The organism is Allobosea sp., assembly GCF_035999205.1.
In the GTDB taxonomy this organism is placed as follows: domain Bacteria; phylum Pseudomonadota; class Alphaproteobacteria; order Rhizobiales; family Beijerinckiaceae; genus Allobosea.
Window position 1 is genome coordinate 1,246,680 of the sequence record NZ_DASYHA010000025.1, and the last position, 24,568, is coordinate 1,271,247.

The window sequence follows — 24,568 nt, forward strand, 5'->3', positions numbered from 1 at the left end:
TCGAACCGACCGGCAGGCCACGACGGCGACAGGAACCTGCGCCTATTCGGAACCGGCGATGACCTGTTCGAGCAGCGCCATGGCCCTGGCACCTGCGGCAGCGCCAGGCGCCGCTGTCGCCTCGCCCCGTGCGGCCCGAACGAAATCGCCGAGCAGGGCATGGTAGCCCTTGTGGTCCTCGTTGGCTGCGGCAGTGAAGTTCGGCTCCCAGACAAGTGTGTCCTCGCCGTCGATCAGACTCGCATCCGGCTTGGACACCTTGAAGGGCGGATTGCGGAAGTAGCGGACCTCGTGAAGGTTGCGCACCTCGACGCGGGCGTGATCGCCCATCACCTGCCACCACTCCATCGGCGTGCCGCGTGACTGGTGCGTGCCCATGACGAGCGTGCCGATGCCGCCATTGGCGAAGCGGAAATCGACATGCAGCAGCAGCTTTCCGGGCGCCAGCTCGTGCCGCCGCGCGCCGACCGACGCGACCTCCCCCATCAGATGCGGCACCAGATCGAAGTAATGCACGCAATGATGCAGGTAGAAGCCGCTGTAGTCCGGGTCCTTGGTGAAATAGGTCGGCGCGGTCATGTACTCGCCGAGGAAACTGGCCGTCTCCCCGAATGCGTCCGACCGCAGGACGTTGGCGGCGATGCGGTTCGCGGTCGAGTAGCGCTTCATGAAGCCGAGCACGACCGGCACCTTGCGGCGCGCTGCCGCCTCTGCGAGTTCTGCGGCTTGCCGCGCCGTCGGCGCCGGCGGCTTCTCGATGAAGAGCGGCAGGCCGCGCGCGATCCCCGTCAGCCCGATCTCGTGATGCAGGCCGGGGCCGACGGCGAGGCCGATCGCGTCGACATCATCGCGCGCGAGCAACTCCCGCCAGTCGCGCAGGCGGCCGGCCTCGGCGACGCCATAGCGCCGGCCGGTTGCATGCAACCGCGCCTCGTCTGTGTCGCAGAGCGCGACAATCTCGACATCATGCCGCGTCAACTGCGGCAGCAGCATCTCGTTGGCATGGGTGCCGCAGCCGATCCAGCCGATGCGCAGGGCGCCTGTGCGAGAGCCCGTCATGCCGTCCTCCCGGCGAAGGCGAGCGCAGTCTTGAGGAAGGCAATGCTGGCGGCCAGCGGCTCGTCCTCGTTCTCTGTCGGCACGCGCCATTGCGCGAGCGGCGTGCCGGCCCGCTCGTCATTGCGGCGGAAGGGTTCGAGCACAATCGGGCCGCGATAGGCAACATCACGCAGCGCCCGCGCAATCGCCGGCCAGTCGATGTGGCCGGAGCCGACGAAGCCGCGATTGTTCTCGTTGGCCTGGAAATGCACGAGCCTGGAGCCGGCCAGCCGGATCGCATCGGCGAGATCGAACTCCTCCATGTTCATGTGGAAGGTGTCGAGCATCACGCCGGCGGCCGGGCTGTCGACGCGCTCGACGATCTCCAGCGCATGGCGGGTGGTGTTGCAGATGTCGGTCTCGAAGCGATTGAGCGGTTCGACGCCGAACAGGATGCCGGCATCGGTGGCGCGCCGGCCGGCCTGGGCGAGGCCCGCGACGATGGCGTCGATGCGGCGCTTGCGCTCGCTCTCGTCGACCGGGGCTGGCGCGCGGCCGGCAAAGACCAGAGGAGCACCATAAAGCGGCCCGCCGACGACGGTCGCGCCCAGCGCGGCGGCACTATCGACGCAGGATTCGAGATAGGCCACGCCGGCCTTGTGCGCGTCCGCATCGCCGCTGGCGAGGTCGCGGGTGAGGTTGACGCGGGCGGCGAGCACGCAGGCCAGGCCGGCGTCAGCGATGGCGGCGCGCGTCTCCTTGAGGTCGAGTTCCCCGGGCTCCGGTACCAGCAGTTCGACGACGTCCGCTCCCGCCCGCTTCATCCGCTGAAAGCAGTCGAAATGCTCGCGCGTGAAGGGCCGCGCATAGAACATCGAGATCACCCCGATGGCGTTTACAGTCATGACTTCACCGCACCGGCCGTGAGTCCGCCCACGAGCCGCCTTTGCACCAGAAGGAAGAGGAAGGTGACCGGCAGCGCGATCAGCGTGCCGCCGGCCGTGAGAAGGCCCCACTGGATGGTGAATTCGCCGATGAAGAGCTGCAGCGCGACCGTGACGGTGCGCACAGCCTGCCCCGAGAGCATCATGGCGAAGAGATATTCGTTCCAGGAGGTGATGAAGATGTAGATCCCGGCCGTGGCGACGCCCGGCATCACCAGCGGCAGGATGATCAGGCGGATCGCCTGCAGACGGCTGGCGCCGTCGATCGTCGCGGCCTCGTCGAGATCCTTGGGGATCGCGTTGAAGTAGCTCGTCAGCATCCAGATCGCGAAGGGGATCGCGAAGGTCGAGTGGCCCAGGACGACGCCGAGGAAAGTGTCGATCAGGCCGAGCCGCCGCATCATCAGGAAGAGCGGGATGATCAGCAGCACGATCGGGAACATGTTGATGACGAGGAACCCCGTCAGCAGCATCTGCCGCCCGCGGAAGCGGAAGCGCGAAAAGGCATAGGCCGCGGGAATGCTGACGCCGAGGCCCAGCAGGCTGGCGCCGCTCGCGATGATCAGGCTGTTGACCAGGCTGCCGGCGAAGTTCGTGCGCGCGATCAGGTCGTTGTAGTGCTGCAGCGTCGCCTCTCGTGGCCAGTAGTTCAGCGGCCAGGCCGAGAGCTCGGCCTGCGGCTTGAGCGAGGTCAGGATCATCCAGGCATAGGGCGCGAGCGCGAACAGCACGATGAGCAGGACGGGAAGCTCGACCTCGAGCACACGTCTGGCATAGGAGCGGCGTTCGATCATGCCTCGATCCCCCGTGCGGCGCGCCGGACATAGAGGAAGACGACGCCCAGCAGCAGTGCGGTCAGGATCAGGGCGAGGGCCGCGCCATAGCCGAACTCCATGCTGCTCGAGGCTCGCAGGAAGGCGTAGAGCGGCAGCGTATGGGTTGCGTAGCCCGGCCCGCCCCCGGTCATGACCAGGATGACGTCGAGCGAATTCGCGACCCAGATCGTGCGCAGCAGCAGCGCCGTCGCGATCACGTCCGCGATCGCGGGCAAGGTGACGTGGAACAGTTGCTGGCGCGGCGTGGCGCCGTCGATCTCGGCCGCCTCGTAGAGCTCGGCCGGAACGGTCTGCAGTCCCGCCAGGATCGTCACGGCGAAGAAGGGGAAGCCCTGCCAGACCAGCGCCAGCATGATCGCGTAGAGCGCGGTGTCGGGACGCGCCAGCCAGGCGATCGGCGCCGCGATGAGCCCAAAGCGCATTGCGACGTCGTTGATGACGCCGAGATTGAAGTCATACATCCAGGTCCACATCAGCCCGATGATGACGCTCGGCAGCGCCCAGGGGATGATGACCAGCGAACGCGCCAGCCCGCGCCACCAGAAGCTTTGGTTGAGCAAGAGTGCCGCGACGAGGCCGAGCAGGAACTGCAAGCCGACGACACCGACGATCCAGATGAAGGACTGGCCGAGCGAGATCCAGAAGACCTCGTCGCGGGCGATCTTGGCGAAGTTGCCGAGCCCGACGAAGCGCGCATTATCGGGATCGTAGAGCAGATAGTCCTGCAGGCTGAGCCAGATCGTCTGCGCGACGGGCACCAGTACGACGCCCGCCGTGACCAGGAGGGCCGGCAGCAGGAACCAGAACGGCGTTGCGCCACGCCCAAGGGGCGGCAAGCGTCGTTCAGCCGAGGAGAGCGAAGCCACGATACGAACCTGTCGGAGCGAAGGCGAAAGGGGGAGGCCGGAGCTCCGGCCTCCCCCGGTCCCGTCAGCCATGGAAATGCTGCTCGATCGCGCGCATCATCTCATCGGGCTGGATCTGGCCTAGCAGCGCCCGCTGCATGTTGGCCGGCCAGATGCGCGCAATGAAATCGGGCGTCTTGGGCGAGTCCGGCAGCGAAGCGGCGATGGGCAGCGAGGCGGCACTGGCATCGACGAAGCGCTTTGGATGCAGCGTCCAGTCCTTCGCCGCCGAGGTCGCGATCGGCAGCTGGCCGGTGAACTTGTTCAGCACCACATTGTTCTCGGCCGTGGAGAGGAAGGCGCACCATTTGAAGGCCGCCTCGCGCGCCTTGCTCGCGGAGAAGACCGCGTTGGACTCGTCGCCGAAATAGGTCCAGCCCTTGCCGTCGGGGCCGCGCGGGACCGGCACCGCCGAGACCTTGTCGCCGAGCACGCCGACGATCTCGTTGGCCGAGCCGACATGGTGGATGGTCATGGCCGTGCGCCCGGCCTTGAAGCTGTCGACGATCTGCCGGAAGCTGTCGGTCGGCGCCGAGGCCGGCACCACCTTGTCCTTGATGGTCAGATCGACGAACCAGCGATTGGCGGCGAGCGCCTTGTCGCTGACCATGCCGCCCTTCTCGAAGTTCGCCCCGCCGCCGAGGACGAACGGTCCCCAATGGTCGAAGCCGCCGGCGCCGCCGCGCAGGCCGAAGCCGGAGACGTCGGCCTTGGTCAGCGCCATGGCCGCGCTGCGGAAGTCCTCGAAGGTGGCCGGCGGCTTCAGGCCCGCCTGCTCGAACAGATCCTGCCGATAATAGAGATAGAGCACGACATATTGCAGCGGCAGGTAGTACTGCTTGCCGTCGGCGCCCTTGTTGATCTTCCAGATGTTGTCGGCGATGTCGCTGCGCCCGGCCCAGCCGGCGATCAGGTCGTCGAGCGGGGCGAGCGCCTTCATCTGTTGGAAGCGCGCCGCCCAGGACAGCCGCACCATGGCGCAGTCGGGGGCATTGCCCGCGACGATCGCGGCGAAAAGCCGGGTCTGGTAGTCGTTGCCGCCGCCCCAGGGAATGCTCTCGGCCTGGATCTTTATGCCGGGATTGGCCGCCTCGAACTTGGCGACGAGCTCGGCAGGCGAATGCTGCGGATTGTCGAAATGATACCACCAGCGCACGGTGGTCGTGCCCTGGGCGATGGCGGGGCGGGCAAGCGGGCTGGCAAGCGCGGTCGCGCCCGCTAACTTGATGAAAGTCCTGCGTTCCATGGGTGGTTTCCTCCGGCTTTTTTGTTTTTGAGTTGGTCAGCGATGTAGGTGCCGCCGGCCGCGAGCATGGCGCGCGCGGCATCGAGTTCCCGCCACATGCGCAGGCAGCCATGCACGACGCCGGGAACATGATCGAAACGGAAGCGCGCGCCGGCTTCGCCGAGGCGGTGTGCCAGCCGGATCGTGTCGTCGCGCAGCGGGTCGAGCCCTGCCGCGGAGAGATAGAGTGGCGGCAAGCCGGAGAGATCGGATCGGACGGGAGCCGCCAGGCTCGCCGTGCTGTCGGCTTCCTGCCCAAGAAAATTGTTCCAGTACCAGCGCATGTTCGCGCTGGTCAGGAGAAAGTCGCCGCCGCCGAAGGCGGCATGGCTGGCCGTGCCGAAGTCAGGCTCGTAGCAGCCATAGAAGAGTGCGGCTGCCGCCAATGGCGCCAGGTCGTGATCGCGGCGGCGGATCAGCGCGGCCAGCGCCAGATTGGCGCCGGCGGAATCGCCCGCAATTGCGAGGTTTCCGGGCCGGACCGGCTCTCCGAGCCCGCCCTGCTCGACATAATCGATCGCGGCCAGGACATCATCCAGCGGCGCCGGGAAAGGATGCTCCGGCGCGAGGCGGTAATCGATGCCCAGAACGGGGCAGCCGGCTTCGACCGCAAGGCCTCGCATCGTGCCGTCATGGGTGTCGATCGAGCCGAAGGTCCAGCCGCCGCCGTGAACATAGAGGATGAGCCGGGAGAGCTGGCCGCCGTCCGGCACGTAGAGCCGCGCCCGCATGGCATGGCCCGGGCCCGGAATCCTCAGCTCGCGGCTCTCGATGGCGGGTGCGCCGACGCTCCAGGGCAATGTCGCAGTGTCCGATGCCACCCTCGCCTCGGCGATCGGCATGGCACGGAAATCGACCGCCGGCCCTGCCTTCATGCGTTGCAGGATCGTCTCCATCTGCGGGTCGATCCAAGGCTGCATCAGGCCTCTCCGTCGCGCAGGACGATGGTATCGATATGATCGGCGATCGCTTGGGCGAGTCCGGCACCGTCACGCGCGATCAGTAGGTCGAACAGGATCCGGTGACGCCTCGCCGTCTCGAGCAGCGGCCTGCGATGGCCCGGCGCCCAGAGCTTCGAACGGTGCGAATGCAGCGTGCAGCGGGTCAGGATCTGCTCGAGCGCCTCCAGCCCCGACAAGCGGAAGATTGCGAGATGGTAGGCCATGTCGAGCTCGATGAGGGCATATTCGTCGCCATGCTGCGCGACATCCTCCATATCCGCCTGAATGGCCCGCAGGCGCTCGATTGCCGCCGAGTCGAGGTTGAGCACGGCGCGCTGGGCGCCACGGATCTCGATGCGGCGGCGCAGGGCGAGGATTTCCTCGGCCTCTTCGGGATCGAGCCGGGTCACCATGGTGCCGCGGTGGCCCGAGCGCGTCACGAGCCCGTCCTCCTGCAAGCGGAACAGAGCCTCGCGGATGGTGCCCTGGCTGCAGCCATGCTCGCGCGCCATGCCGAGCTCGGTCAGTGCACTTTCGGGACGCAGCTCATTGATCATGATCTGTCGCTTCAGCGACTCGTAGACCACTTCGCGCGGTTTCCGGATCTGGCTGAGGAGGGGCACATTCATCGATATCGATAATGATAATCACAGCAACAGAGTCAAGCGACGATATCATCGGTGGCAGGCCCGAACGGCCGCGACGGCTTGAAAGGGGTGCTCGCGGGCACGCAAGCTGCGCTATCCCAGGGCCATCCGGCCAGGCGGGACGCGGTTCGAACGTATCGGTGGATTGGGATCGGCGCGTGCGGCGCCAATCCCAGATTGCGTAAGTCCGAAAGGGACCAAACTTCGACGGCCGCCAAGGAGAGGCCGTCGCAGATCTCCGCGTTGATCAGGCGACGTCGAAGCGGTCGAGATTCATCACCTTGGTCCAGGCCGCGACGAAGTCCTTCACGAACTTCTGCTTGGCATCCGAACTGGCATAGACCTCGGCCAGGGCGCGCAGGATCGAGTTCGAGCCGAAGACGAGGTCGGCACGAGTGCCGGTCCACTTCACGGCTCCGGTCTTGCGATCGGTGCCTTCGAAGACGTCCTTGGCCTCGGAGGCGGCCTTCCACTGCGTGCCCATGTCGAGCAGGTTGACGAAGAAATCATTCGTCAGCGCGCCCGGCCGGTCGGTGAGGATGCCGTGCGTGCCGCCATCAGCGTTGATGTTGATCGCACGCAGGCCGCCCACCAGCACCGTGAGTTCCGGCGCGGTCAGGGTCAGGAGCTGGGCCTTGTCGACCAGCGCCACCTCCGCCGCCACCTTCGCTCCCGCCTTCTGGTAGTTGCGGAAGCCGTCGGCCGCCGGCTCCATCACCGTGAAGGAGTGAACATCCGTCTGCTCCTGCTTCGCGTCGGTGCGGCCCGGCGTGAACGGCACCGCCACGTCGTGGCCGGCAGCCTTCGCCGCCTGTTCGACACCGACATTACCGGCCAGCACGATGAGATCGGCGAGCGAAACCTTCTGGTCACCGTCGACTTCCTTGTTGAACTGGCGGCGGATCCCGTCCAGCACCTCGATCACCTTGGCGAGCTGGGCCGGCCGGTTGGCCTCCCAATCCTTCTGAGGGGCGAGACGAACGCGCGCGCCGTTGGCACCGCCGCGCTTGTCGCCACCGCGGAAGGTCGAGGCCGAGGCCCAGGCGGTGCCGACCAGTTCGGAGACAGTCAGGCCCGAAGCCAGGATCTTCTCCTTCAGCGCAGCGATGTCAGCCTTGCCGACCAGCGGATGGTCGACCGCCGGCACGACGTCCTGCCAGATCAGCTCCTCCTTCGGCACTTCCGGGCCGAGATAACGCGAGCGCGGCCCGAGGTCGCGGTGCGTCAGCTTGAACCAGGCGCGGGCGAAGGCCTCGGCGAAGGCCTGCGGATTTTCGAGGAAGCGGCGCGAGATCTTCTCGTAGGCCGGATCGAAGCGCAGCGACAGGTCGGTCGTCAGCATCGTCGGCTTGTGCTTCTTCGACAGATCATGGGCGTCGGGAATGACGGCCTCAGCGTCCTTCGCCTCCCACTGGATCGCACCGGCGGGGCTGCGGGTCTGGACCCATTCGTATTTGAACAGGTTCTCGAAGAAGAAGTTGCTCCACTGAGCCGGCGTCTGCGTCCAGGTGACTTCGAGGCCGCTGCCGATGGAGTCGCTGCCGTGGCCGGTCCCGTAGCTGGAGGCCCAGCCGAGGCCCTGCGCCTCGAGCTCGGCCGCCTCCGGGTCAGCTCCCTTGTAGGACTCAGCGGCGGCGCCGTGGGTCTTGCCGAAGGTGTGGCCGCCGCCGATGAGCGCAACCGTCTCCTCATCGTTCATCGCCATGCGGGCGAAGGTCTCGCGGATGAAATGGGCGGCCGAGAGCGGGTCGCCATTGGCGCCCGGGCCCTCCGGGTTGACGTAGATCAGGCCCATTTCGGTGGCGCTGAGCGGCGCGTCGAACTTGTCGAGCGGACGATGCGTCAGCCAAGCGGTCTCGGCGCCCCAGTTCACGTCGTGATCGGGCTCCCAGGTATCCGCGCGGCCCGCGGCGAAGCCGAAGGTGCGGAAGCCCATGGTCTCCAGCGCGACGTTTCCGGTGAGGATGAACAGGTCGGCCCAGGAGATCTGCTGGCCGTATTTCTGCTTGATCGGCCAGAGCAGGCGGCGCGACTTGTCGATGTTGACATTGTCCGGCCAGCTGTTGAGCGGGGCGAAGCGCTGCTGGCCACGGCCACCGCCGCCACGGCCGTCGGCCAGTCGGTAGGTGCCGGCGGAGTGCCAGGCCATGCGGATCATCTGGGGACCGTAATGGCCGAAATCGGCCGGCCACCAGTCCTGCGACTCAGTCATCAGCTTGCGCAGGTCGTTTTTCAGCGCCTCGAAGTCGAGCTTCTTGAACTCCTCGCGGTAGTCGAACGCCTGGCCCAGCGGATCGGACTTGGACGAATGCTGGTTCAGGAGGTCGACGGGCAGCTGGCTCGGCCACCAATCGCGGTTCTGCCGGGTGCCGCCGCCATGGGCGACGGGGCATTTTCCCGCGCTCTCCTCAGTCTTCGCGTTCATGGTTCTCTCCGATCTTGGTTGTGCAATCCGCACGGCTCTCTCGGCGGGGCTGGACCGATGCGCCGGCGCCGTCTGTCCGCCAGGACGGTCGTCAGGACGACGGCGCTCCTGAAGTGCGGAACACCCGCTCGTCCGGCCAATCGCCGCACCTCGCCGAGGCCCGCAGCGACAGCGCAGCGCCAGCTTTCGAAATGCGATGCTGTCGTGCCACCGGCTGCTCCTCGTCCTAGCCGAAGGCCTCTTAGCAGAGCGGTTTCATTATTTTAATTCCGATCTTCTGATTATCACGATAAGCTCAGGTTATGACTAACCTGACTCTCAAGCAGCTGCGCTATTTCGAGGCGCTTGTCCGGCACGGGCATTTCGGCCGCGCCGCCGAAGGCTGCGCTATCTCGCAGCCCGCCCTGTCCATGCAGATCAAGGCCTTGGAAGAGGAACTCGGCGCCGAGCTGTTCGAACGGGACAAGCGCCAGCTTCGGCTGACGAGCTTCGGCGAAGCCCTGTCCCGCCGCACCAACGACATCCTGCGCGCCGTCGATGAGCTTGAAGAGTTTGCGCGGACATCACGAAACGGTCTCACGGGACGGCTGCGCATCGGCGTGATTCCGACCGTCGCGCCCTACCTGCTGCCGGGGCTCATCGGCGAGCTGAGCCGCCTCTATGTCGGCCTCGACATTCATGTGCGTGAGACGCTGACGCCAAAGCTCGTCCAGGAGCTGAAAGAGGGCCGGCTCGACATGGCGATCGTGGCCCTCCCCGTGTCCGAGCCGTCACTGACCGAGATCGCCCTGTTCACGGAGAGCTTCGTCCTCGTTCGCCCGCGCGTGGACGAGGGGAAGCCGGTTCCCAACCCCGACGCGCTGCGCGAGATGCGGCTGCTCCTGCTCGAGGAGGGGCACTGCTTCCGTGACCAGGCCCTCTCCTTCTGCAAGTCCCAGGCGCAGCCCGTGCAGCCGCGCGACCTCTTGGATGCAAGCTCCCTGTCCACGCTCGTGCAGATGGTCGATGCCGGGCTGGGGGTCACGCTGATCCCCGAAATGGCGGTTCCGGTCGAGACCCGCTCGGCTTCGGTCTCGGTCGCGCGGTTCGAAAACCCGCAGCCCTCCCGCACCATCGGCATGGTCTGGCGCAAGACCAGCCCCCTGGCGAAGCAATTCTCCGAAATCTCCCAGGCCGTGCGCCTGTCGGCGGGCGCCTGACAATCACCGCCGCGAGGCGGGTGGAGACGATCAGCGATCGCAATGTGCCTAAAAGTCAGGAATCCGAAGCAATTTTACGTTTCGAATTGAAGCCAACTTGATGGAACGCAGTGCATGGTCGGGACAACCGGTAACCTGCGGGGCGTCATCTTGAGCCGTTATCTCAGCTTCATCTTTCTGATCGCCCTGAGCGTGTTCTTCTTCTCGGCAGCGCGGTCACAGCCTGTCGATCTGGCCGGTGGTCTCTCGTCCGGGAACTCTGTGGCGCGCATCTAACGCGCCGGGTGCGCCAACTCGCCTCTGGCGCCTGATGCGCCGACTTTACAGCCACTGCCGATCCGAAGCTCCCGCCCCCCGACAATCACGAGAGCGTTACGCAGCTTGACATAGCTGATGGTGATTTTTATCCATCCGGTTGGTTATTTTTTATGAGACCGGTATGGGCCGTCATCGAACCATCGACCGCGAAGCACTGCTCGATGCCGCCGACACCGTGGTGAATCGTGCCGGAGCTGCGCATCTGACGCTCGAGGCCGTCGCCGTCGAGGCCGGCATCAGCAAGGCGAGCGTCCTCTACGACTACAAGACCAAGCGGGCCCTCATCCGCGCCGTGATCGAACGGCGCGTGTCGACCGAGATGGCGCGGGTCCAGGCCTGCGTTGCGTCCATCGCTCCGGCTCCCAATGCTGAAATCCTCGGGCGCCTCGCGGCGGCATCCCGCTCCTTCAGCGACGAGGACCGCACGGTCGCGCTCAGCCTATGCGCTGCGCTGGCTCATGACGCGGGTCTGCGCGAACCGATCCAGAATGCCTATCGCGACCAGATCGATGAGGTCGCAAGCCGTTCGACACATCCGCGCGGTGCGATGCTCGCCTTTCTGGCAGCCGAAGGCCTGATGATGATGGACCGCCTCGGCTTGCACAGCTGGCCGCAAGAAGAGCGTGGGCGCCTCCTCGCCGATATCGCCTGGCTCGTCGAACAGACGCCCGGGCCGCGCGACGAGCCCGCCCGGTAGGCCTTCGCATCACCATTCTCCCAAACCCTGTCCGGACATGTCTCGCATGCCATTCCCCCTATCTCCCGTCGGCCGCTGGGCTGTCCTGAGCGTCGCCCTGCTTGTCAGCGCCTGTTCCGAGCAAAAGGCGCCGGCGAACGCAGCTGGCAACCGGCCTCCCACCGTGCTGGGCGTGGTGACGGCCGAGGCGCAGACGCTGCCTGTGACAAGCAACCTGCCGGGGCGGATCGCGCCGACGCGCATCGCCGAGGTCCGCCCGCGCGTCTCCGGCATCGTGGTCGAGCGCGTCTTCCAGCAGGGCAGCCTCGTCAAGGAAGGCGACGTGCTCTACCGGATCGACCCGGCGCCCTTCCGCGTGCGGGTGGCGAGCGCGGAGGCCACGCTGAAGCGCGCGCAAGCGGCCCAGCTGCAGGCGCGCCAACAGTCCGATCGTATCGTCGAGCTGCGCGAGCGCAACGTCGCCAGCGCCCAGCAGCAGGAGACGGCCGTCGCCCAGCTCGCCCAGGCCGATGCCGATGTCGCCGCGGCCGAGGCAGGCCTCGCCGCCGCCAAGCTCGATCTTCAATATTCCGAGGTCCGCGCCCCGATCAGCGGGCGCATCGGCCGCGCGCTGATCACCGAAGGCGCGTTGGTGGGCACCGGCGCCGCCGACATCCTGGCGACGATCCAGCAGCTCGACCCGGTCTATGCCGACTTCACCCAGTCGGCCGGCGAGCTTCTGGCGCTGCGTCGCGCGCTCCAGCTCGGCGCATTGACCGGCGCCAATCCCGGGGCGGCCAATGTCGAGCTGCTCTTCGACAATGGCGAGACCTATCGGCATCGCGGCCAGCTGCTCTTCTCCGAGGCGACCGTGGACGCCACCACCGGCCAGGTGACCCTGCGCGGCCAGTTCCCCAACTCCGACGGCGACCTCCTGCCGGGCATGTATGTCCGCGTCGTCATCGAGCAGGGCACCCAGGCCAATGCGCTCGCGGTTCCCCAGCAGGCGGTGCAGCGCGATGGCCGCGGGCAGGCCCAGCTCTACGTCCTCAAGGACGACGGCACGCTCGAGCTGCGCCCGGTCACCGCCGGGCGCGTGCTCGGAACCCGCCAGGCGATCGACGCCGGCCTGAAGGTCGGCGAGCAGGTCGTCGTTGAGGGCTTCCAGAAAATCCGGCCGGGCGCGCGCTTCAAGGGCGAGCCCTGGAAGCCGGCCGCGGCCGCGAACGGCGCCGCCAAGCAGGGCTGAAGACAGATGCCGAGCTTTTTCATCGACCGGCCCATCTTCGCCTGGGTCGTCGCGATCTTCATCATGCTGGGCGGGCTCATCACGATCCCGATGCTGCCGATCGCGCAGTATCCCAATGTCGCGCCGCCGCAGATCACGATCGGCACCAACTATCCGGGCGCCTCGCCCGAGGAGATCTACCAGAGCGTCACGCGCCCGGTGGAGGAGGAGCTGAACGGCGTTCCCGGCCTGCTCTATTTCGAGTCAACCTCGGAGGCGAACGGCCGCGTCAACCTCACCGTGACATTCGCGCCGGGCACCAAGATCGGTGAGGCGCAGGTCGAGGTGCAGAACCGCATCAGCCGCGTCGAACCACGCCTGCCGCGTACCGTGGTCCAGCAGGGCATGCGCGTCGAGCAGGCCGGCTCGGGGTTCCTGCTCGTCGTCACCCTGACCTCGGAGGACGGCCGGCTCGACGTCGTCGGCCTCGGCGACTATCTCAGCCGCAACGTGCTGGGCGAAATCCGCCGCGTGCCCGGCGTCGGCAGCGCGACGCTGTTCGCGACCCAACGCGCGATGCGGATCTGGATGGATCCGGAGAAGCTGCTCGGCCTGCGCCTGACCGCGTCCGACGTCATCAATGCCGTGACGGCGCAGAATGCGCAGGTCGCGGCCGGCCGCGTCGGCGCGCAGCCGAATCCGATCGACACGCAGCTTTCCGCGACCGTGCTGGTCAAGGGCCAGCTGACTTCGCCGGAAGAGTTCGGCGCCATCGTGCTGCGCGCCAACACGGACGGCTCCTCCGTGCGCCTGCGCGACGTGGCGCGGGTCGAGGTCGGCGGCGAATCCTACAACTTCTCGACGCGTCTCAACGGCCAGCCGAGCGCCGCCATCGGCGTGCAGCTCGCGCCCACCGGCAACGCCATGGCGACCGCGACCGCCGTGCGCGCCAAGATGGAAGAGCTCGCCCGTTTCTTCCCCGCCGGCCTGAAATACGAGGTCCCCTACGACACCTCGCCCTTCGTCAAGGTCTCGATCGAGAAGGTGGTGCACACGCTGCTCGAGGCGATGGTCCTCGTCTTCGTGGTTATGTTCCTGTTCCTGCAGAACTTCCGCTACACGGTGATCCCGACCCTGGTGGTGCCGGTCGCGCTGCTCGGTACCTGCGCGGTCATGTTCGCCGCCGGCTTCTCGATCAACGTGCTGACCATGTTCGCCATGGTGCTGGCCATCGGCATCCTCGTCGACGACGCCATCGTCGTGGTCGAGAACGTCGAGCGCATCATGGCGGAGGAAGGACTGCCGCCGAAGCAGGCGACGCGCAAGGCGATGCAGCAGATCACCGGCGCAATCGTCGGCATCACGCTGGTGCTTACGGCGGTGTTCGTGCCGATGGCCTTCTTCCCCGGCGCGGTCGGCATCATCTACCAGCAGTTCAGCCTGACCATGGTCGTCTCGATCCTGTTCTCGGGCCTGCTGGCGCTGACCCTGACCCCGGCTCTCTGCGCGACCTTTCTCAAGCCGGTCGCCAAGGGCCACCACGAGAAGAAGGGCTTCTTCGGCGCGTTCAACCGCGGGTTCGACCGGGCGACGAACGGCTATGCCGGCATGGTCGGCGCGATCGCGCGCAAGCCCGGCCGCTACATGGTGATCTACCTGGCGCTGCTGGCCGGGCTCGGCTGGAGCTTCATGCGCCTGCCGTCAGCCTTCCTCCCCAACGAGGACCAGGGCTATCTGCTCGTCGACGTCCAGGCGCCGCCCGAAGCCAGCGCCAACCGCACGCTCGAGGTGGTCAAGCAGATCGAGACGATCGCGCTGGCGGAGCCCGCGGTCTCGCGCATGGTCGGCATCGCCGGCTACAGCTTCGCCGGCGCCGGCGAGAATGCGGCGCTCGCCTTCATCACGCTGAAGGACTGGAGCGAGCGCGGGCCGAACGATTCCGCCGCCGCGATCTCCGCCCGGCTCAACGCCAAGATGTCCCAGATCAGGGACGCACAGACCTTCGCGCTGTCGCCGCCGCCGATCTCCGGGCTCGGCAATTCGAGCGGCTTCACCTTCCGCCTGCAGGATCGCGCCGGCCTGGGGCAGGAGGCGCTGGGACTGGCGCGTACGCAACTCCTCAATGCCGCGGCGCAGAGCCCTGTCCTCGCTGGACTGCGCGTCGAGGGCCTGGCCGACGCGGCCCAGGTCAGTCTCGTGATCGACCGCGAGAAGGCCAATACCTTCGGCGTCGCCTTCGCCGACATCAACGCCACGATCTCGGCCAATCTCGGCTCGTCCTATGTCAACGACTTCCCGAATGCCGGACGCATGCAGCGCGTCACCGTGCAGGCGGAAGCCGGGCAGCGCATGCAGGCGAACGATCTGCTGCGGCTGAACGTGCGCAACGCCCATGGCGGCATGGTCCCGCTCGCCGCCTTCGCTACGCTCGAATGGCAGAAGGGGCCGACCCAGGTGGTGGGTTACAACGGCTATCCGGCCGTGCGCATCGCAGGCCAAGCGGCGCCGGGCTATTCCTCAGGCGCGGCCATCGCCGAGATGGAGCGCCTGGCGCGCGACCTGCCGCAGGGCTTCGGCTACGAATGGACCGGCCAGTCGCTGCAGGAAATCCAGTCGGGCTCGCAGGCGCCCTTCCTGATCGCTCTCAGCATCCTCTTCGTCTTCCTGCTGCTGGCGGCGCTCTACGAGAGCTGGTCGATTCCGATCTCGGTGATGATGGTGGTGCCGCTCGGTGTCATCGGCTCCGTCGCGGCAGTGACGCTGCGCGGCATGCCGAACGACGTGTACTTCATGGTCGGGCTGATCGCGATCATCGGGCTTTCGGCCAAGAACGCGATCCTGATCATCGAGTTCGCGAAGGATCTGCGCGAACAGGGCATGCCGCTGAAGGAAGCGACGATCGAGGCGGCCCGCCTGCGCTTCCGGCCGATCCTGATGACATCGCTCGCCTTCACGCTCGGCGTCGTGCCGCTCGCGATCGCCTCCGGCGCCAGCGCGGCAAGCCAGAATGCGATCGGCACGGGTGTCCTCGGCGGCATGATCTCGGCGACGGTGCTGGCGATCTTTTTCGTGCCGGCCTTCTTCGTCTTCGTCATGCAGCTCTTCGGCAGCTCGAAGCCGAAAGGCGCGAAGCAGGACGACACGACACCGCAAGCCGCTGCTGCCGAGTGAGGGGCGGCACGCCGCGCTCCCAGGCCTGGTGCTGACGGCGCTTCAGACGGCACCTGACATAAAAGGCCGCATGCGCATGCCTGCGGCCTTTCGTTTGCCCGCCCGATTGCCATCGTTCCGCCAGCAGGCCGACGGCCGCTTCAAGCCCCTGGCGAAGCTTCGGCAGCGAAGTCCTGCCGCCTGACAAGAGCCGCGCTCCGGGGCAGCCCGCTCTCCGGAGGCGGTTCCGTTAGGCGGCGCAGCATCGCATCTGCAGCATCCCCGTGATTAAATTGTAATCAATGGCTGCTCGCCACCTCCTGCAAGCCGCGAACGCCATGCCGTTAGGTGATGCAACGATCATCGACGCTCAGATTGATTCGCAACGGACGCACGACTAGATGCCAACGGAAGCTAAATATAACGCCAAAAACGCATGAAAATACACGAGTAATTCAATTCAAATTTACTAACAAATTCTTAACATGCCGCCTTGCGTCACGCGATGTTCATATTGGACGCAATCTATACTTCTTTTAAAAATTTAATCCTCTCTATTTCATATAACTTTCACTCTTAACTATATGTATTGACCGTTGATCGGCATGCTCAAATTTAATGCTTTATCCGAAATCTTCGGCAGAATACGAATGACCTATTCTCGTAGCGTAATGTGAGGCATGGCAGATGTTTAACAAGCTCATGCGTGTGGCGTGGATTTTATCTGCCGGCTTGTTCGTCCTGTTTGTGACTCAGCCAATCGGCATTAAACTTCATTTTGCCTTCTCCGTCGTTTCGATTGCAGCCATGATCGCCATTTCATGGCTACGCCTTGGCGGTATCTTTCGACACATATTCCTGGCTCTCGGATCGATCATCATCATCCGCTACGTCTACTGGCGCATCACAGAGACGATACCTGATCCGACGCAAGTCGCAGACTTCATCCCGGGCATGTTGCTTCTCATTGCGGATCTATTCTGCATCACGATGCTGGGCCTTGGCCTGTTCGTGAATGCTCAACCCATCACGCGCAATGCTGCACCGCAACTGAAGGACGAAGAACTGCCGTCCGTCGACGTTTTTGTCCCGTCCTACAATGAAGAGCGGGATCTCGTCGCCACGACGTTGGCTGCGGCGAAGGCGCTCGACTATCCGCATAACAAGCTCAAGGTCTTCCTCCTCGACGACGGCGGGACTGACGAGAAGGTTTATTCCTTCGACCACGCCGTTGCATCGGCTGCGCGTGCGCGCCGTTCCGATCTGCAGCAGCTCTGCGCCGATCTCGGGGTCACCTATCTGACGCGCGAGCGCAATCTCCACGCCAAGGCCGGCAACCTCAACAACGGCCTGGCCCATTCCGCAGGCGACCTGGTCGTCGTCTTCGACGCCGACCATGTGCCGGCCCGTGAGTTCCTGCGCGAGACGGTCGGGCACTTCGCCACCGAGCCCAAGCTGTTCCTCGTCCAGACGCCGCACTTCTTCATCAACGCCGACCCGCTGGAACGCAACCTCCAGACCTTCAAGTCGATGCCCTCGGAGAACGAGATGTTCTACGGCGCGATCCAGAAGGGGCTGGACAGCTGGAATGCGGCCTTCTTCTGCGGTTCGGCGGCCGTGCTGCGCCGTGCCGCGCTGGACGAGGTCGGCGGCTTCGCCGGCGTGACCATCACCGAGGACTGCGAATCCGCGCTGGAGCTGCATTCGCGCGGCTGGAAGAGCCTCTATGTCGACAAGCCGCTGATCGCCGGCCTGCAGCCCGAGACCTTCGAATCCTTCATCGGGCAGCGCTCGCGCTGGTGCCGCGGCATGCTGCAGATCTTCATGCTGAAGAACCCGCTGTTCAACACCGGCCTGAGCTTGCCACAGCGCCTCTGCTACACCTCGAGCAACCTGTTCTGGCTGTTCCCGCTGTCGCGCCTGATCTTCATGATCTCGCCGCTGTTCTTCATCCTCTTCAACCTGCAGATCTACAATGCCTCGCCTCAGAGCTTCGTTGCCTATACGCTGACCTACATCCTGGCCGTCATCCTGATCCAGCATTACCTGTATGGCAGTCTGCGCTGGCCCTGGATCTCCGAACTCTACGAGTACATCCAGAGCGTCTATCTCTTCCGCGCCGTCATGAGCGTGATCGCTAACCCTCGCGCGCCGAAGTTCAACGTCACGCAGAAGGGCAACTCGCTGGCCGAAGACGAATTGTCGCCGCTGGCCTGGCCGTTCTACGCGATCTTCGCCTTCCTGCTGGCGACGCTGGCCTACACCGGATATCGCTACGTGACGGAGCCGGCCGCTCGCGACCTGCTAGTCGTCATCGGTGCCTGGAACGTCTTCAACACCGTCATGGCCGGGCTGGCGCTCGGCGTCGTCTCCGAGCGCCGCGAGCGGCGCAAAATCCAGCGTCTCGAGACCAGCCGCCGCGGCAGCCTGTCGATCGGTGACCTCGAAGTTCCGGTCATCGTCAAGGATGCATCCGTCGGCGGCCTCAAGGTTCAACTGGGCGGCACCGATGGTCGCCAGTTCGGCCAGTTGCTCGCGCCCGGCCGCCACGCGGCGATGATCCGGGTCGAGAGCGAGACAGGCGCGCCGCTGCAGGCGCAGGTGGCGATCACCTCCGCGACCAGCGCCGACGACAGCCGCATGCTCGGGCTGCGCTTCCTCGGCGACGGCGCCGATCGCTATCGCATCATCGCGGATGTCGCCTATGCCGATCTGTCCGCAATGCGCGAGATGCGAGCGGCCCGGCAGAACCGCCAGAGTCTGGTGCTCGGCACCGCCCGAACCCTGGTCTGGGCGGCGCGCGAGGCGATGCGCGGGATGTTCTTCCTGCTGTTCCGCCGCAGCAACCGGCCCGGCGCGGCCGGCCAGCAGGCCGGCGCTACGCCCGCGGCAACGCCTGCACAGACCGGCATGAGCTCGCCCCTCTCCACGGCGCCGGCCACCCAGCCAGCGGCACTGCCCGCGCAGGGCACCAGGCTGCCGGAAGCGGTCGGCCTGGGTGAGTTCAGGCCTGCGACCACCGCCTGAAGCGCCTTCATCGCAATGATCACCGGAGCATCTGCCATGCGTGCGCTGCCCAGCTTCGCCCTTCTGCTCGCGACGACCGGACTGACGGTCGCCGCCCAAGCCCAGACGGCCCCCTCGCCGCTGCATCTCGAGACCTCGCTGCAGGCTCGCCTGGCCCCTCGGCCGGTCGCCGAAGCGAGCTTCCGCCCGCTGTCCGTGATGGACGACGCCCTGCACCTGAACGGCGAGCAAGGGATCGACGAGCGGGCGGTCTTCCTGACCCAGGCCGAGGCGCTGCGCGCAACGGCCTTCCGCATCGCGTATCTCAACGCCGTCTCGAACCTGCCGGACGCCTCGCGCCTGATGGTGCGGGTCAATGACCAGACGATCGGCGAGGTGCGGCTGGATGCAAACGCCGCCGAGGCCACCGCCATCCTGCCGATCCCGCCGGGTGTCATCGTGCCCGGCTATAATTCGGTTCGACTGATCGCGACCCAGCGTCACCGGGTCGATTGCAGCGTCAGGGCCACTTACGAGCTGTGGAGCGCGATCTCGCTGAATCGCAGCGGTTTCGTCGGTCTGCAGCCCACTCCGGCACTGCGCCGCATTGCCGATCTGCCAGCGCTCGCGGCGAGCGGCGCCGAGCGCACGCCGATCCGCGTTCGCCTGGCGAGGACGTCCGACACGGCCGCGATCGACCTCGCGATGCGGGCGGCGAACGCGCTCGTTCTCGCAGCCGGCATTCAGCGACCGATCATCGACGTCGCCGAGGAGCAGGGCGAGGGAGCGGGCATCGATCTTGTCGTCGGCCGCGAGGCGCCGGCCGGTTCGACGCCGCTCGACGGCGAGATGGGCCTCTTCTATCTGCACGACGCAGCCGAAGGCCGCACGACGCTCACGCTCCGGTCGGGACCGGAAGGCGAGCGCAGCCTGCAACGCCTGGTTGAGTTCGCCAATGCGCCGAACCGCATCGGCTCCGAGCCGGGCCGGCGCGCGCTGGCCAACACAGCCGGGCGCCAGGTGCGAGATGGCTCGCAGCTGAGCTTCAGCGAGCTCGGCTTCGAGAGCAGAGCCTTCGACGGCAGCTTCTTCCAGTCCTCGATGCGAGTGAACATGCCGAGCGACTTCTTCGCCGCTCCCTATGGTGCTGCGCGGCTGGAGCTGGATTCGGCCTTCCTAGGTGCCGCGGCCGTCGGCCGGCGGGTCAACATCCGCATCAACGACCAGATCGCCGCCGTGGTGCCGGTCAACCAGGGTGGCTCGTCGCAGATCGAACAGCGCCGCGTCGAGCTGCCGATCCAGATGTTCAAGGCCGGCGCCAACACGGTCACGGTCGAGGCCGACCTCGTCGGTTCCGATCGCGCCTGCGACGCAACCGCCGCCCGCACATCCAATCCGCGGCTGCTCATCGCCGGTTCGAGCCGTATCAATTTCGGCTCGCTGGCTCGCGTCACCGTGCTGCCGAGCCTTTCGGCGACCTTGACCCATGGCTACCCTTATCTCGGCCGCGAGGAGCCGACGACGGTCGCCGTGTCCTCGGCGAGCCCCGCCTATCTCAATGCCGCCATGACTTGGGTCGGCCGGATGAGCGCTGCCGCGCGCACCTCGATGCCGGTGACCTTCCGCTTCGGTCCGCTCGACGATCCCGACACGTCCGGGCTGTTCTTCGGGCCGCCGGGCGAGGCCTCGCAGACATTGGCGCGCTCGATGATGGCCGTCGAACAGACGAGGGCGGCCCAGACCACCGCGCGAGACACCGAGATCGCGAACGCCAGAGCGGCCGCCGACGCGGCGGTCGTGCCAGCGGCGGATGGCAAGATGCCGTCCCTTGCGGAGCGACTGCGCGTCAGCGCCGCCGCCAGCGTCGCCGGCAGCCTGGCGCGTGGAGATCTCAGCCCTGTGGCCGCATGGCTGGAGGATTTCGGCCTGATCGAGCGGGACACGGCACTCGGGAGTTCCGCCGGCGCGTTGCTGACACCTGACGGGCTGACGATCCTGCAGGAAGTCGGCACGCTGCCGCCGCAGAGCTGGCGCAGCATCTTCGAGCGGCAGCCATTGCCGAACATCAAGACGATGGTCCTGGCCGCAAGCCCGGAGGCGCTCGAAGAGCTGATCGCCAAGGCAACCACCGCTCATGCCTGGACCCGCTTCAACGGCGAGGCTGCGCTGCTCCGGACGGATAGCTGGGCGCCGGAGAACCGTGCCGCGCAGCAGCGGCACTATCTCCCGACCGCCTTCCCGTCGCCGGCCAATCTCAGGCTGTCGATCGCCGGCTGGCTCTCCCTGAACCAGAGCTACTATCTCGGCGGCCTGATCATGCTGTCGATGCTGCTCGCCTTCACCACGGCGCTCGTGCTCAAGGGGCGGCGGCCGTGATGGCCCGCAACCCCAGCCGCGCCAGTGCTGCACTGGCCGCGGCGCTGGTGGCCGGGAGCGGTGGCGCCACTGCCGCACCGCAATCGCGTGCCGGCGTCACGGTCGTCAATCAGACCGCGCCCATGCCGTCGGGGCCGCAAGGTGCGATGCTGCTGGCCAAGAACTGGCCGTCATACAGGGCGGCCTTCGTCAAGCCGGAGGGCCGCGTCGTCGACAACGGCAACGGCAACATCAGCCATTCCGAGGGACAGGGCTACGCAATGGTCCTCGCCGTCGCCACGCAGGACCGGGAGGCGTTCGACCTGATCTGGCGTTGGACGGAGCGCGAGCTCTACATTCGCGACGATGGCCTGGCGGCCTGGCGCTGGGAACCGGGCAGCACACCGAACGTCACCGATCGCAACAATGCAAGCGACGGCGACCTGCTGATCGCATGGGCTCTCGGGGAAGCCGGGGCCCGGTGGGACGCGCCCGAATACACCCGGGCGATGAAGCGCATCGCAGCGGCGATCTTCAAGCACAACGTCATCAGCTCGCGCGTCGGTCCCGTACTTCTGCCGGGTGCCGTCGGCTTCGACGCGAAATCGCAGCCGGACGGCCCCGTGGTCAATCTGTCCTACTGGGTCTTCCCCGCCATCGACCGGCTCGAAGTCCTGGCGCCGGAGCACGACTGGCCAGGGCTTCGGCGTTCGGGACTGACCCTGCTCAGCGAGGGGCGTTTCGGTCCGCTGCGGATTCCGCCGGAATGGCTCGCGCTCGGGCCTGAACGGAGTGCTCCGGCGGCCCAGTTCGAGCGCCGGTTCAGCTACAACGCGATCCGAATTCCACTCTACCTCGCCTGGTCGAACCGCGTCTCGCCGGAGCATCTGCGGCCCTTCGTAGCGATGTGGAATCCCACCGAAGACATCGGCCCCTTCATCCTCGACATCGACGATGGCAAGGCCAGCGGTAATTTCGACGGCGCCGGCTATCGCCTGATCTTCGCCCTGGCCCAATGCATCGCGGCCGGCCGGCCGGTTCCGGTGGCGCTGGCGACGGCCAGGAACGAACTCTACTACCCCGCAACGCTCGCTTTGCTCAGCACGCTCGCGATCAGTGAAAGGAGGCCCAAATGTCTCTGAAGTCGCTCGTGATTTCCTCGGTCGCCGCAATCGCCCTGCTCGGACCGGTCCAGGCCCAGAACGCCTTCAAGATCGACGTGCCCCCGCCGCCGCAGCAGCCGAGGGCAGTGAAAGAGGCCGGCCTCAAGCTGCCCCGCCCGGCTGGCGACACGCGCGCCGCACAGGCCGCGCCCGTGAAGACGGTCGACGAGAGCGCTCTGCGCTTCTATGCGAGCCAGGGCGACACGGCCCGCGTCGCCGCCGAAATCCGCCGCCTGAAGACGCTCCACTCCAACTGGCAGCCGCCGGAGGATCTCTTCAGCCACGGTGGCTCGACCATCGACGAGCAGCCCCTCTGGGCACTCTTCACCGCCAAGCGCTATGAAGAGCTGCGCGAGCGCATCGCCGCCTTGCAGGCCGAGCGGCCCGATTTCGTGCCTTCGGCCGACCTCGCCGGCAAGCTGGTGCAGGCCGAGCGGCGCGAAGCGATCGTCATCGCTGCGGACGGCAGGGACTGGCCGCGCGTGATCGAGCTCGCGACCGGTGCCGAGGATCTCCTGGTCTGCCGCGAGATCGACCTGCTCTGGCGCGTCGCCGAGGCCTTCTCCGGCGTCGAGGAGCCGTCCCGGGCCGTCGAGGTCTATCGCTACATCCTGACCAACTGCGACAACAGCCGCGAGCGCCTCGCCACCGTGCAGAAGGCCTCGGCCATTCTGCCGGCGCCGACCGTCCAGGAGCTGATTGCGCTGGGCAAGCGGCGTGGCGCGGGCTCCGAGTTCGATGCCGTCGGGATCGACATGATCCGCCGGAAGGTGGGCCAGGCCTCGAGCGGCGATAGCGCCGAGGCGCCCGATGCCCGCGAACTCAAGCTGATCGAGGCTTCGGCCCGCCGCGGGTCGGCAGATGATGCCGCCCTGCTCGGCTGGTACAACTTCGGGCGCAAGGACTATGCCGCAGCGAAGGAATGGTTCGGGATGGCGACGAAGACGGCCGCCAAGCCGAAGCATGTCGAGGGCCACGTCCTGGCCCTCCGCAACGCCGGTGATCTGGCCCAGGCCGAGGAACTCGCCTATCGCCATCGCGAGGCCGACGCGCTGATCCGCAAGGCCTATGTCGAGATCGTCGCATCCGACATCACCGGACCAACCGCCAAGCCGCTGAGCTCCGACCGGCAGGCCCGACTCGAGGAGATCATCAGCAAAGACAAGTCCGCGCTCGGTGCGCAGGCACTGGGCTGGAGCCTCTACAACGCCAATCACTTCGCGCCGGCCCGCCTGTGGTTCGAGCGCTCCGTCGCCTGGGCTCCTTCAGAGGAAGCCGTCGTCGGCCTCGTTGTCGCCGCCCGCAAGCTGAACGACCGCGCCTCCGCGCTCGCGACCGTCAATACCTACAAGCAGCAGTATCCGGCCGTCGCCTCGCTCGACCGTCTCGGCGGCCAGGACCCGACGTCGCCGCGTTCCGCGCGTCGGGTTGCCGGCGGCCGCATGGCGAACGGCGCAATGCGCGAAAGCATCAAGCTCTACGAGGCCGGCAAGTTCCAGGAGGCCGCCGCGCTGCTCGACAGCCATCAGAAGTCGATGCCTGTGGGCATGCAGGAACTGCGCGCCTGGGCGCATTACAACGCGGCCAACTACAAGGCCGCGGGCGAGATCTTCACCAAGCTCAAGACGATCAAGCCCAGCAAGGCGACCGAGCATGGCGAGTTCCTCGTCGAGATCCAGGCTCGCGGCAATCCGCATCGCTGGTGGTACAACTGAGGCCAATGGCGAGGAGCCCTGCGATGGTCCGCTGGAATCCCACCATGTCGAAGCCGTCTCGGCGTGCGGCCAATCCGGCAGCCCCGTCTCGCGTCAAGCGCTGCGTCGCGGCCTCGGCCCTGAAGTCCGTGCGCGAGAGGCTGCTGGAGCGCTCGCTCCGGCAAGCCGAGCGGCAGCTGCAATCGCTGCGGTCGCTGGCCTATCACGACGAATTGTGCGGCATCTACAACCGCCGCGCCTTCAATGACGAGTTGCAGCGCGTGACCGACATGGCCCAGCGCTATGGCGGCGAGGCGGCGATCGTGATGATCGACGTCGACAATCTCAAGACGATCAACGACCGGCACGGCCATGCGGTCGGTGACATCGCTCTGGTCGCCGTGGCTCAGGTGCTCAAATCGTCGATCCGGTCTTCCGATGTCCTCGCGCGGATCGGCGGCGACGAATTCGCGATCATCCTCCACCACATCGATGAGGCGTCGGCGCAAACGAAGATCACCGACATGCGCGAGCGTGTCGCCGCGACGCAGATCAATACGACGGCCGGCAAGCTCGCCCTGGCCATCAGCGTAGGCCATTCAATGATCAGCGTCGGCCTCGCCGAAGAGGCGATGCGATATGCCGATCACGCGATGTATCGCAACAAGCGCGCGGGCCGAACGATCTACCAGCACACCTGAGGCGGCGGCCGATGGCAGGCGCGAAGCCTCACGAGACGAGGCTTTTTCCGGACACGC

The 24,568-nt window shown here is 66.4% G+C and carries 17 protein-coding genes; 9 read left to right on the plus strand and 8 right to left on the minus strand.

The window, feature by feature from the left end:
- Positions 1 to 42: 42 nt before the first annotated feature.
- The 8 genes from VGN82_RS21285 to katG all read right to left on the minus strand — a co-directional run bounded on the left by VGN82_RS21285 (position 43) and on the right by katG (position 9,021).
- The gene (locus VGN82_RS21285; protein WP_327529041.1) at positions 43 to 1,059 is read right to left on the minus strand and encodes a Gfo/Idh/MocA family protein; all 1,017 of its coding nucleotides are present in this window, start codon (positions 1,057 to 1,059) and stop codon (positions 43 to 45) included.
- Positions 1,056 to 1,943 carry a sugar phosphate isomerase/epimerase family protein gene (locus VGN82_RS21290; RefSeq protein ID WP_327529042.1) on the minus strand — a complete coding sequence of 296 codons (888 nt, stop codon included), beginning with the start codon at positions 1,941 to 1,943 and terminating at the stop codon, positions 1,056 to 1,058. Before VGN82_RS21290 ends, VGN82_RS21285 begins: the two co-directional genes overlap by 4 nt.
- Positions 1,940 to 2,776, minus strand: a complete 837-nt coding sequence (locus VGN82_RS21295) for a carbohydrate ABC transporter permease (protein WP_327529043.1) — start codon at positions 2,774 to 2,776, stop codon at positions 1,940 to 1,942. Before VGN82_RS21295 ends, VGN82_RS21290 begins: the two co-directional genes overlap by 4 nt.
- Entirely contained in the window at positions 2,773 to 3,654 is an 882-nt protein-coding gene (locus VGN82_RS21300) for a carbohydrate ABC transporter permease (protein WP_327529044.1), read from the minus strand. The genes VGN82_RS21295 and VGN82_RS21300 overlap by 4 nt, the downstream gene beginning before the upstream one ends.
- A gap of 94 nt (positions 3,655 to 3,748) precedes the next feature.
- Entirely contained in the window at positions 3,749 to 4,969 is a 1,221-nt protein-coding gene (locus VGN82_RS21305; RefSeq protein WP_327529045.1) for an ABC transporter substrate-binding protein, read from the minus strand.
- Positions 4,942 to 5,928, minus strand: a complete 987-nt coding sequence (locus tag VGN82_RS21310) for an alpha/beta hydrolase (RefSeq protein WP_327529046.1) — start codon at positions 5,926 to 5,928, stop codon at positions 4,942 to 4,944. Before VGN82_RS21310 ends, VGN82_RS21305 begins: the two co-directional genes overlap by 28 nt.
- Positions 5,928 to 6,578: a GntR family transcriptional regulator gene (locus VGN82_RS21315; protein ID WP_327529047.1), complete on the minus strand. Its 651-nt coding sequence runs from the start codon at positions 6,576 to 6,578 to the stop codon at positions 5,928 to 5,930. The genes VGN82_RS21310 and VGN82_RS21315 overlap by 1 nt, the downstream gene beginning before the upstream one ends.
- Before the next feature lie 265 nt (positions 6,579 to 6,843).
- Positions 6,844 to 9,021 (minus strand): catalase/peroxidase HPI, encoded by a 2,178-nt coding sequence (gene katG / locus VGN82_RS21320; protein ID WP_327529048.1) that lies wholly within the window; start codon positions 9,019 to 9,021, stop codon positions 6,844 to 6,846.
- 302 nt (positions 9,022 to 9,323) lie between these two features.
- On the opposite strand from katG, the gene VGN82_RS21325 reads away from it, so the two are divergent.
- The 9 genes from VGN82_RS21325 (at position 9,324) to VGN82_RS21365 (ending at position 24,511) form a co-directional block, all read left to right on the plus strand.
- Positions 9,324 to 10,220: a hydrogen peroxide-inducible genes activator gene (locus tag VGN82_RS21325; RefSeq protein WP_327529049.1), complete on the plus strand. Its 897-nt coding sequence runs from the start codon at positions 9,324 to 9,326 to the stop codon at positions 10,218 to 10,220.
- A gap of 439 nt (positions 10,221 to 10,659) precedes the next feature.
- Entirely contained in the window at positions 10,660 to 11,235 is a 576-nt protein-coding gene (locus VGN82_RS21330) for a TetR/AcrR family transcriptional regulator (RefSeq protein ID WP_327529050.1), read from the plus strand.
- Between the two features lie 46 nt (positions 11,236 to 11,281).
- Positions 11,282 to 12,463, plus strand: a complete 1,182-nt coding sequence (locus VGN82_RS21335) for an efflux RND transporter periplasmic adaptor subunit (RefSeq protein WP_327529051.1) — start codon at positions 11,282 to 11,284, stop codon at positions 12,461 to 12,463.
- A gap of 6 nt (positions 12,464 to 12,469) precedes the next feature.
- Entirely contained in the window at positions 12,470 to 15,613 is a 3,144-nt protein-coding gene (locus VGN82_RS21340) for an efflux RND transporter permease subunit (RefSeq protein ID WP_327529052.1), read from the plus strand.
- Positions 15,614 to 16,279: 666 nt separating this feature from the next.
- Positions 16,280 to 18,619: a UDP-forming cellulose synthase catalytic subunit gene (gene bcsA, locus VGN82_RS21345; RefSeq protein WP_327529053.1), complete on the plus strand. Its 2,340-nt coding sequence runs from the start codon at positions 16,280 to 16,282 to the stop codon at positions 18,617 to 18,619.
- Positions 18,620 to 18,655: 36 nt separating this feature from the next.
- Positions 18,656 to 20,974: a cellulose biosynthesis cyclic di-GMP-binding regulatory protein BcsB gene (locus tag VGN82_RS21350; RefSeq protein WP_327529054.1), complete on the plus strand. Its 2,319-nt coding sequence runs from the start codon at positions 18,656 to 18,658 to the stop codon at positions 20,972 to 20,974.
- Complete coding sequence (locus tag VGN82_RS21355) at positions 20,974 to 22,095, plus strand: glycosyl hydrolase family 8 (protein ID WP_327529055.1); 1,122 nt, start codon at positions 20,974 to 20,976, stop codon at positions 22,093 to 22,095. The genes VGN82_RS21350 and VGN82_RS21355 overlap by 1 nt, the downstream gene beginning before the upstream one ends.
- Positions 22,086 to 23,831, plus strand: a complete 1,746-nt coding sequence (locus tag VGN82_RS21360; RefSeq protein ID WP_327529056.1) for a hypothetical protein — start codon at positions 22,086 to 22,088, stop codon at positions 23,829 to 23,831. Before VGN82_RS21355 ends, VGN82_RS21360 begins: the two co-directional genes overlap by 10 nt.
- A 44-nt stretch (positions 23,832 to 23,875) precedes the next feature.
- Positions 23,876 to 24,511, plus strand: coding sequence for a GGDEF domain-containing protein (locus tag VGN82_RS21365; RefSeq protein ID WP_327529057.1), 636 nt, complete (start codon positions 23,876 to 23,878; stop codon positions 24,509 to 24,511).
- Positions 24,512 to 24,568: the final 57 nt, after the last annotated feature.

Excerpts from the sequence above, each read along its gene's own strand:
- VGN82_RS21285 (WP_327529041.1), bottom strand. The coding sequence starts at position 1,059 with ATGACGGGCTCTCGCACAGGCGCCCTGCGCATCGGCTGGATCGGCTGC.
- VGN82_RS21290 (WP_327529042.1), bottom strand. The coding sequence starts at position 1,943 with ATGACTGTAAACGCCATCGGGGTGATCTCGATGTTCTATGCGCGGCCC.
- VGN82_RS21295 (WP_327529043.1), bottom strand. The coding sequence starts at position 2,776 with ATGATCGAACGCCGCTCCTATGCCAGACGTGTGCTCGAGGTCGAGCTT.
- VGN82_RS21305 (WP_327529045.1), bottom strand. The coding sequence starts at position 4,969 with ATGGAACGCAGGACTTTCATCAAGTTAGCGGGCGCGACCGCGCTTGCC.
- VGN82_RS21310 (WP_327529046.1), bottom strand. The coding sequence starts at position 5,928 with ATGCAGCCTTGGATCGACCCGCAGATGGAGACGATCCTGCAACGCATG.
- VGN82_RS21315 (WP_327529047.1), bottom strand. The coding sequence starts at position 6,578 with ATGAATGTGCCCCTCCTCAGCCAGATCCGGAAACCGCGCGAAGTGGTC.
- katG (WP_327529048.1), bottom strand. The coding sequence starts at position 9,021 with ATGAACGCGAAGACTGAGGAGAGCGCGGGAAAATGCCCCGTCGCCCAT.
- VGN82_RS21325 (WP_327529049.1), top strand. The coding sequence starts at position 9,324 with ATGACTAACCTGACTCTCAAGCAGCTGCGCTATTTCGAGGCGCTTGTC.
- VGN82_RS21330 (WP_327529050.1), top strand. The coding sequence starts at position 10,660 with ATGGGCCGTCATCGAACCATCGACCGCGAAGCACTGCTCGATGCCGCC.
- VGN82_RS21335 (WP_327529051.1), top strand. The coding sequence starts at position 11,282 with ATGCCATTCCCCCTATCTCCCGTCGGCCGCTGGGCTGTCCTGAGCGTC.
- VGN82_RS21340 (WP_327529052.1), top strand. The coding sequence starts at position 12,470 with ATGCCGAGCTTTTTCATCGACCGGCCCATCTTCGCCTGGGTCGTCGCG.
- bcsA (WP_327529053.1), top strand. The coding sequence starts at position 16,280 with ATGTTTAACAAGCTCATGCGTGTGGCGTGGATTTTATCTGCCGGCTTG.
- VGN82_RS21350 (WP_327529054.1), top strand. The coding sequence starts at position 18,656 with ATGCGTGCGCTGCCCAGCTTCGCCCTTCTGCTCGCGACGACCGGACTG.
- VGN82_RS21355 (WP_327529055.1), top strand. The coding sequence starts at position 20,974 with ATGGCCCGCAACCCCAGCCGCGCCAGTGCTGCACTGGCCGCGGCGCTG.
- VGN82_RS21360 (WP_327529056.1), top strand. The coding sequence starts at position 22,086 with ATGTCTCTGAAGTCGCTCGTGATTTCCTCGGTCGCCGCAATCGCCCTG.
- VGN82_RS21365 (WP_327529057.1), top strand. The coding sequence starts at position 23,876 with ATGTCGAAGCCGTCTCGGCGTGCGGCCAATCCGGCAGCCCCGTCTCGC.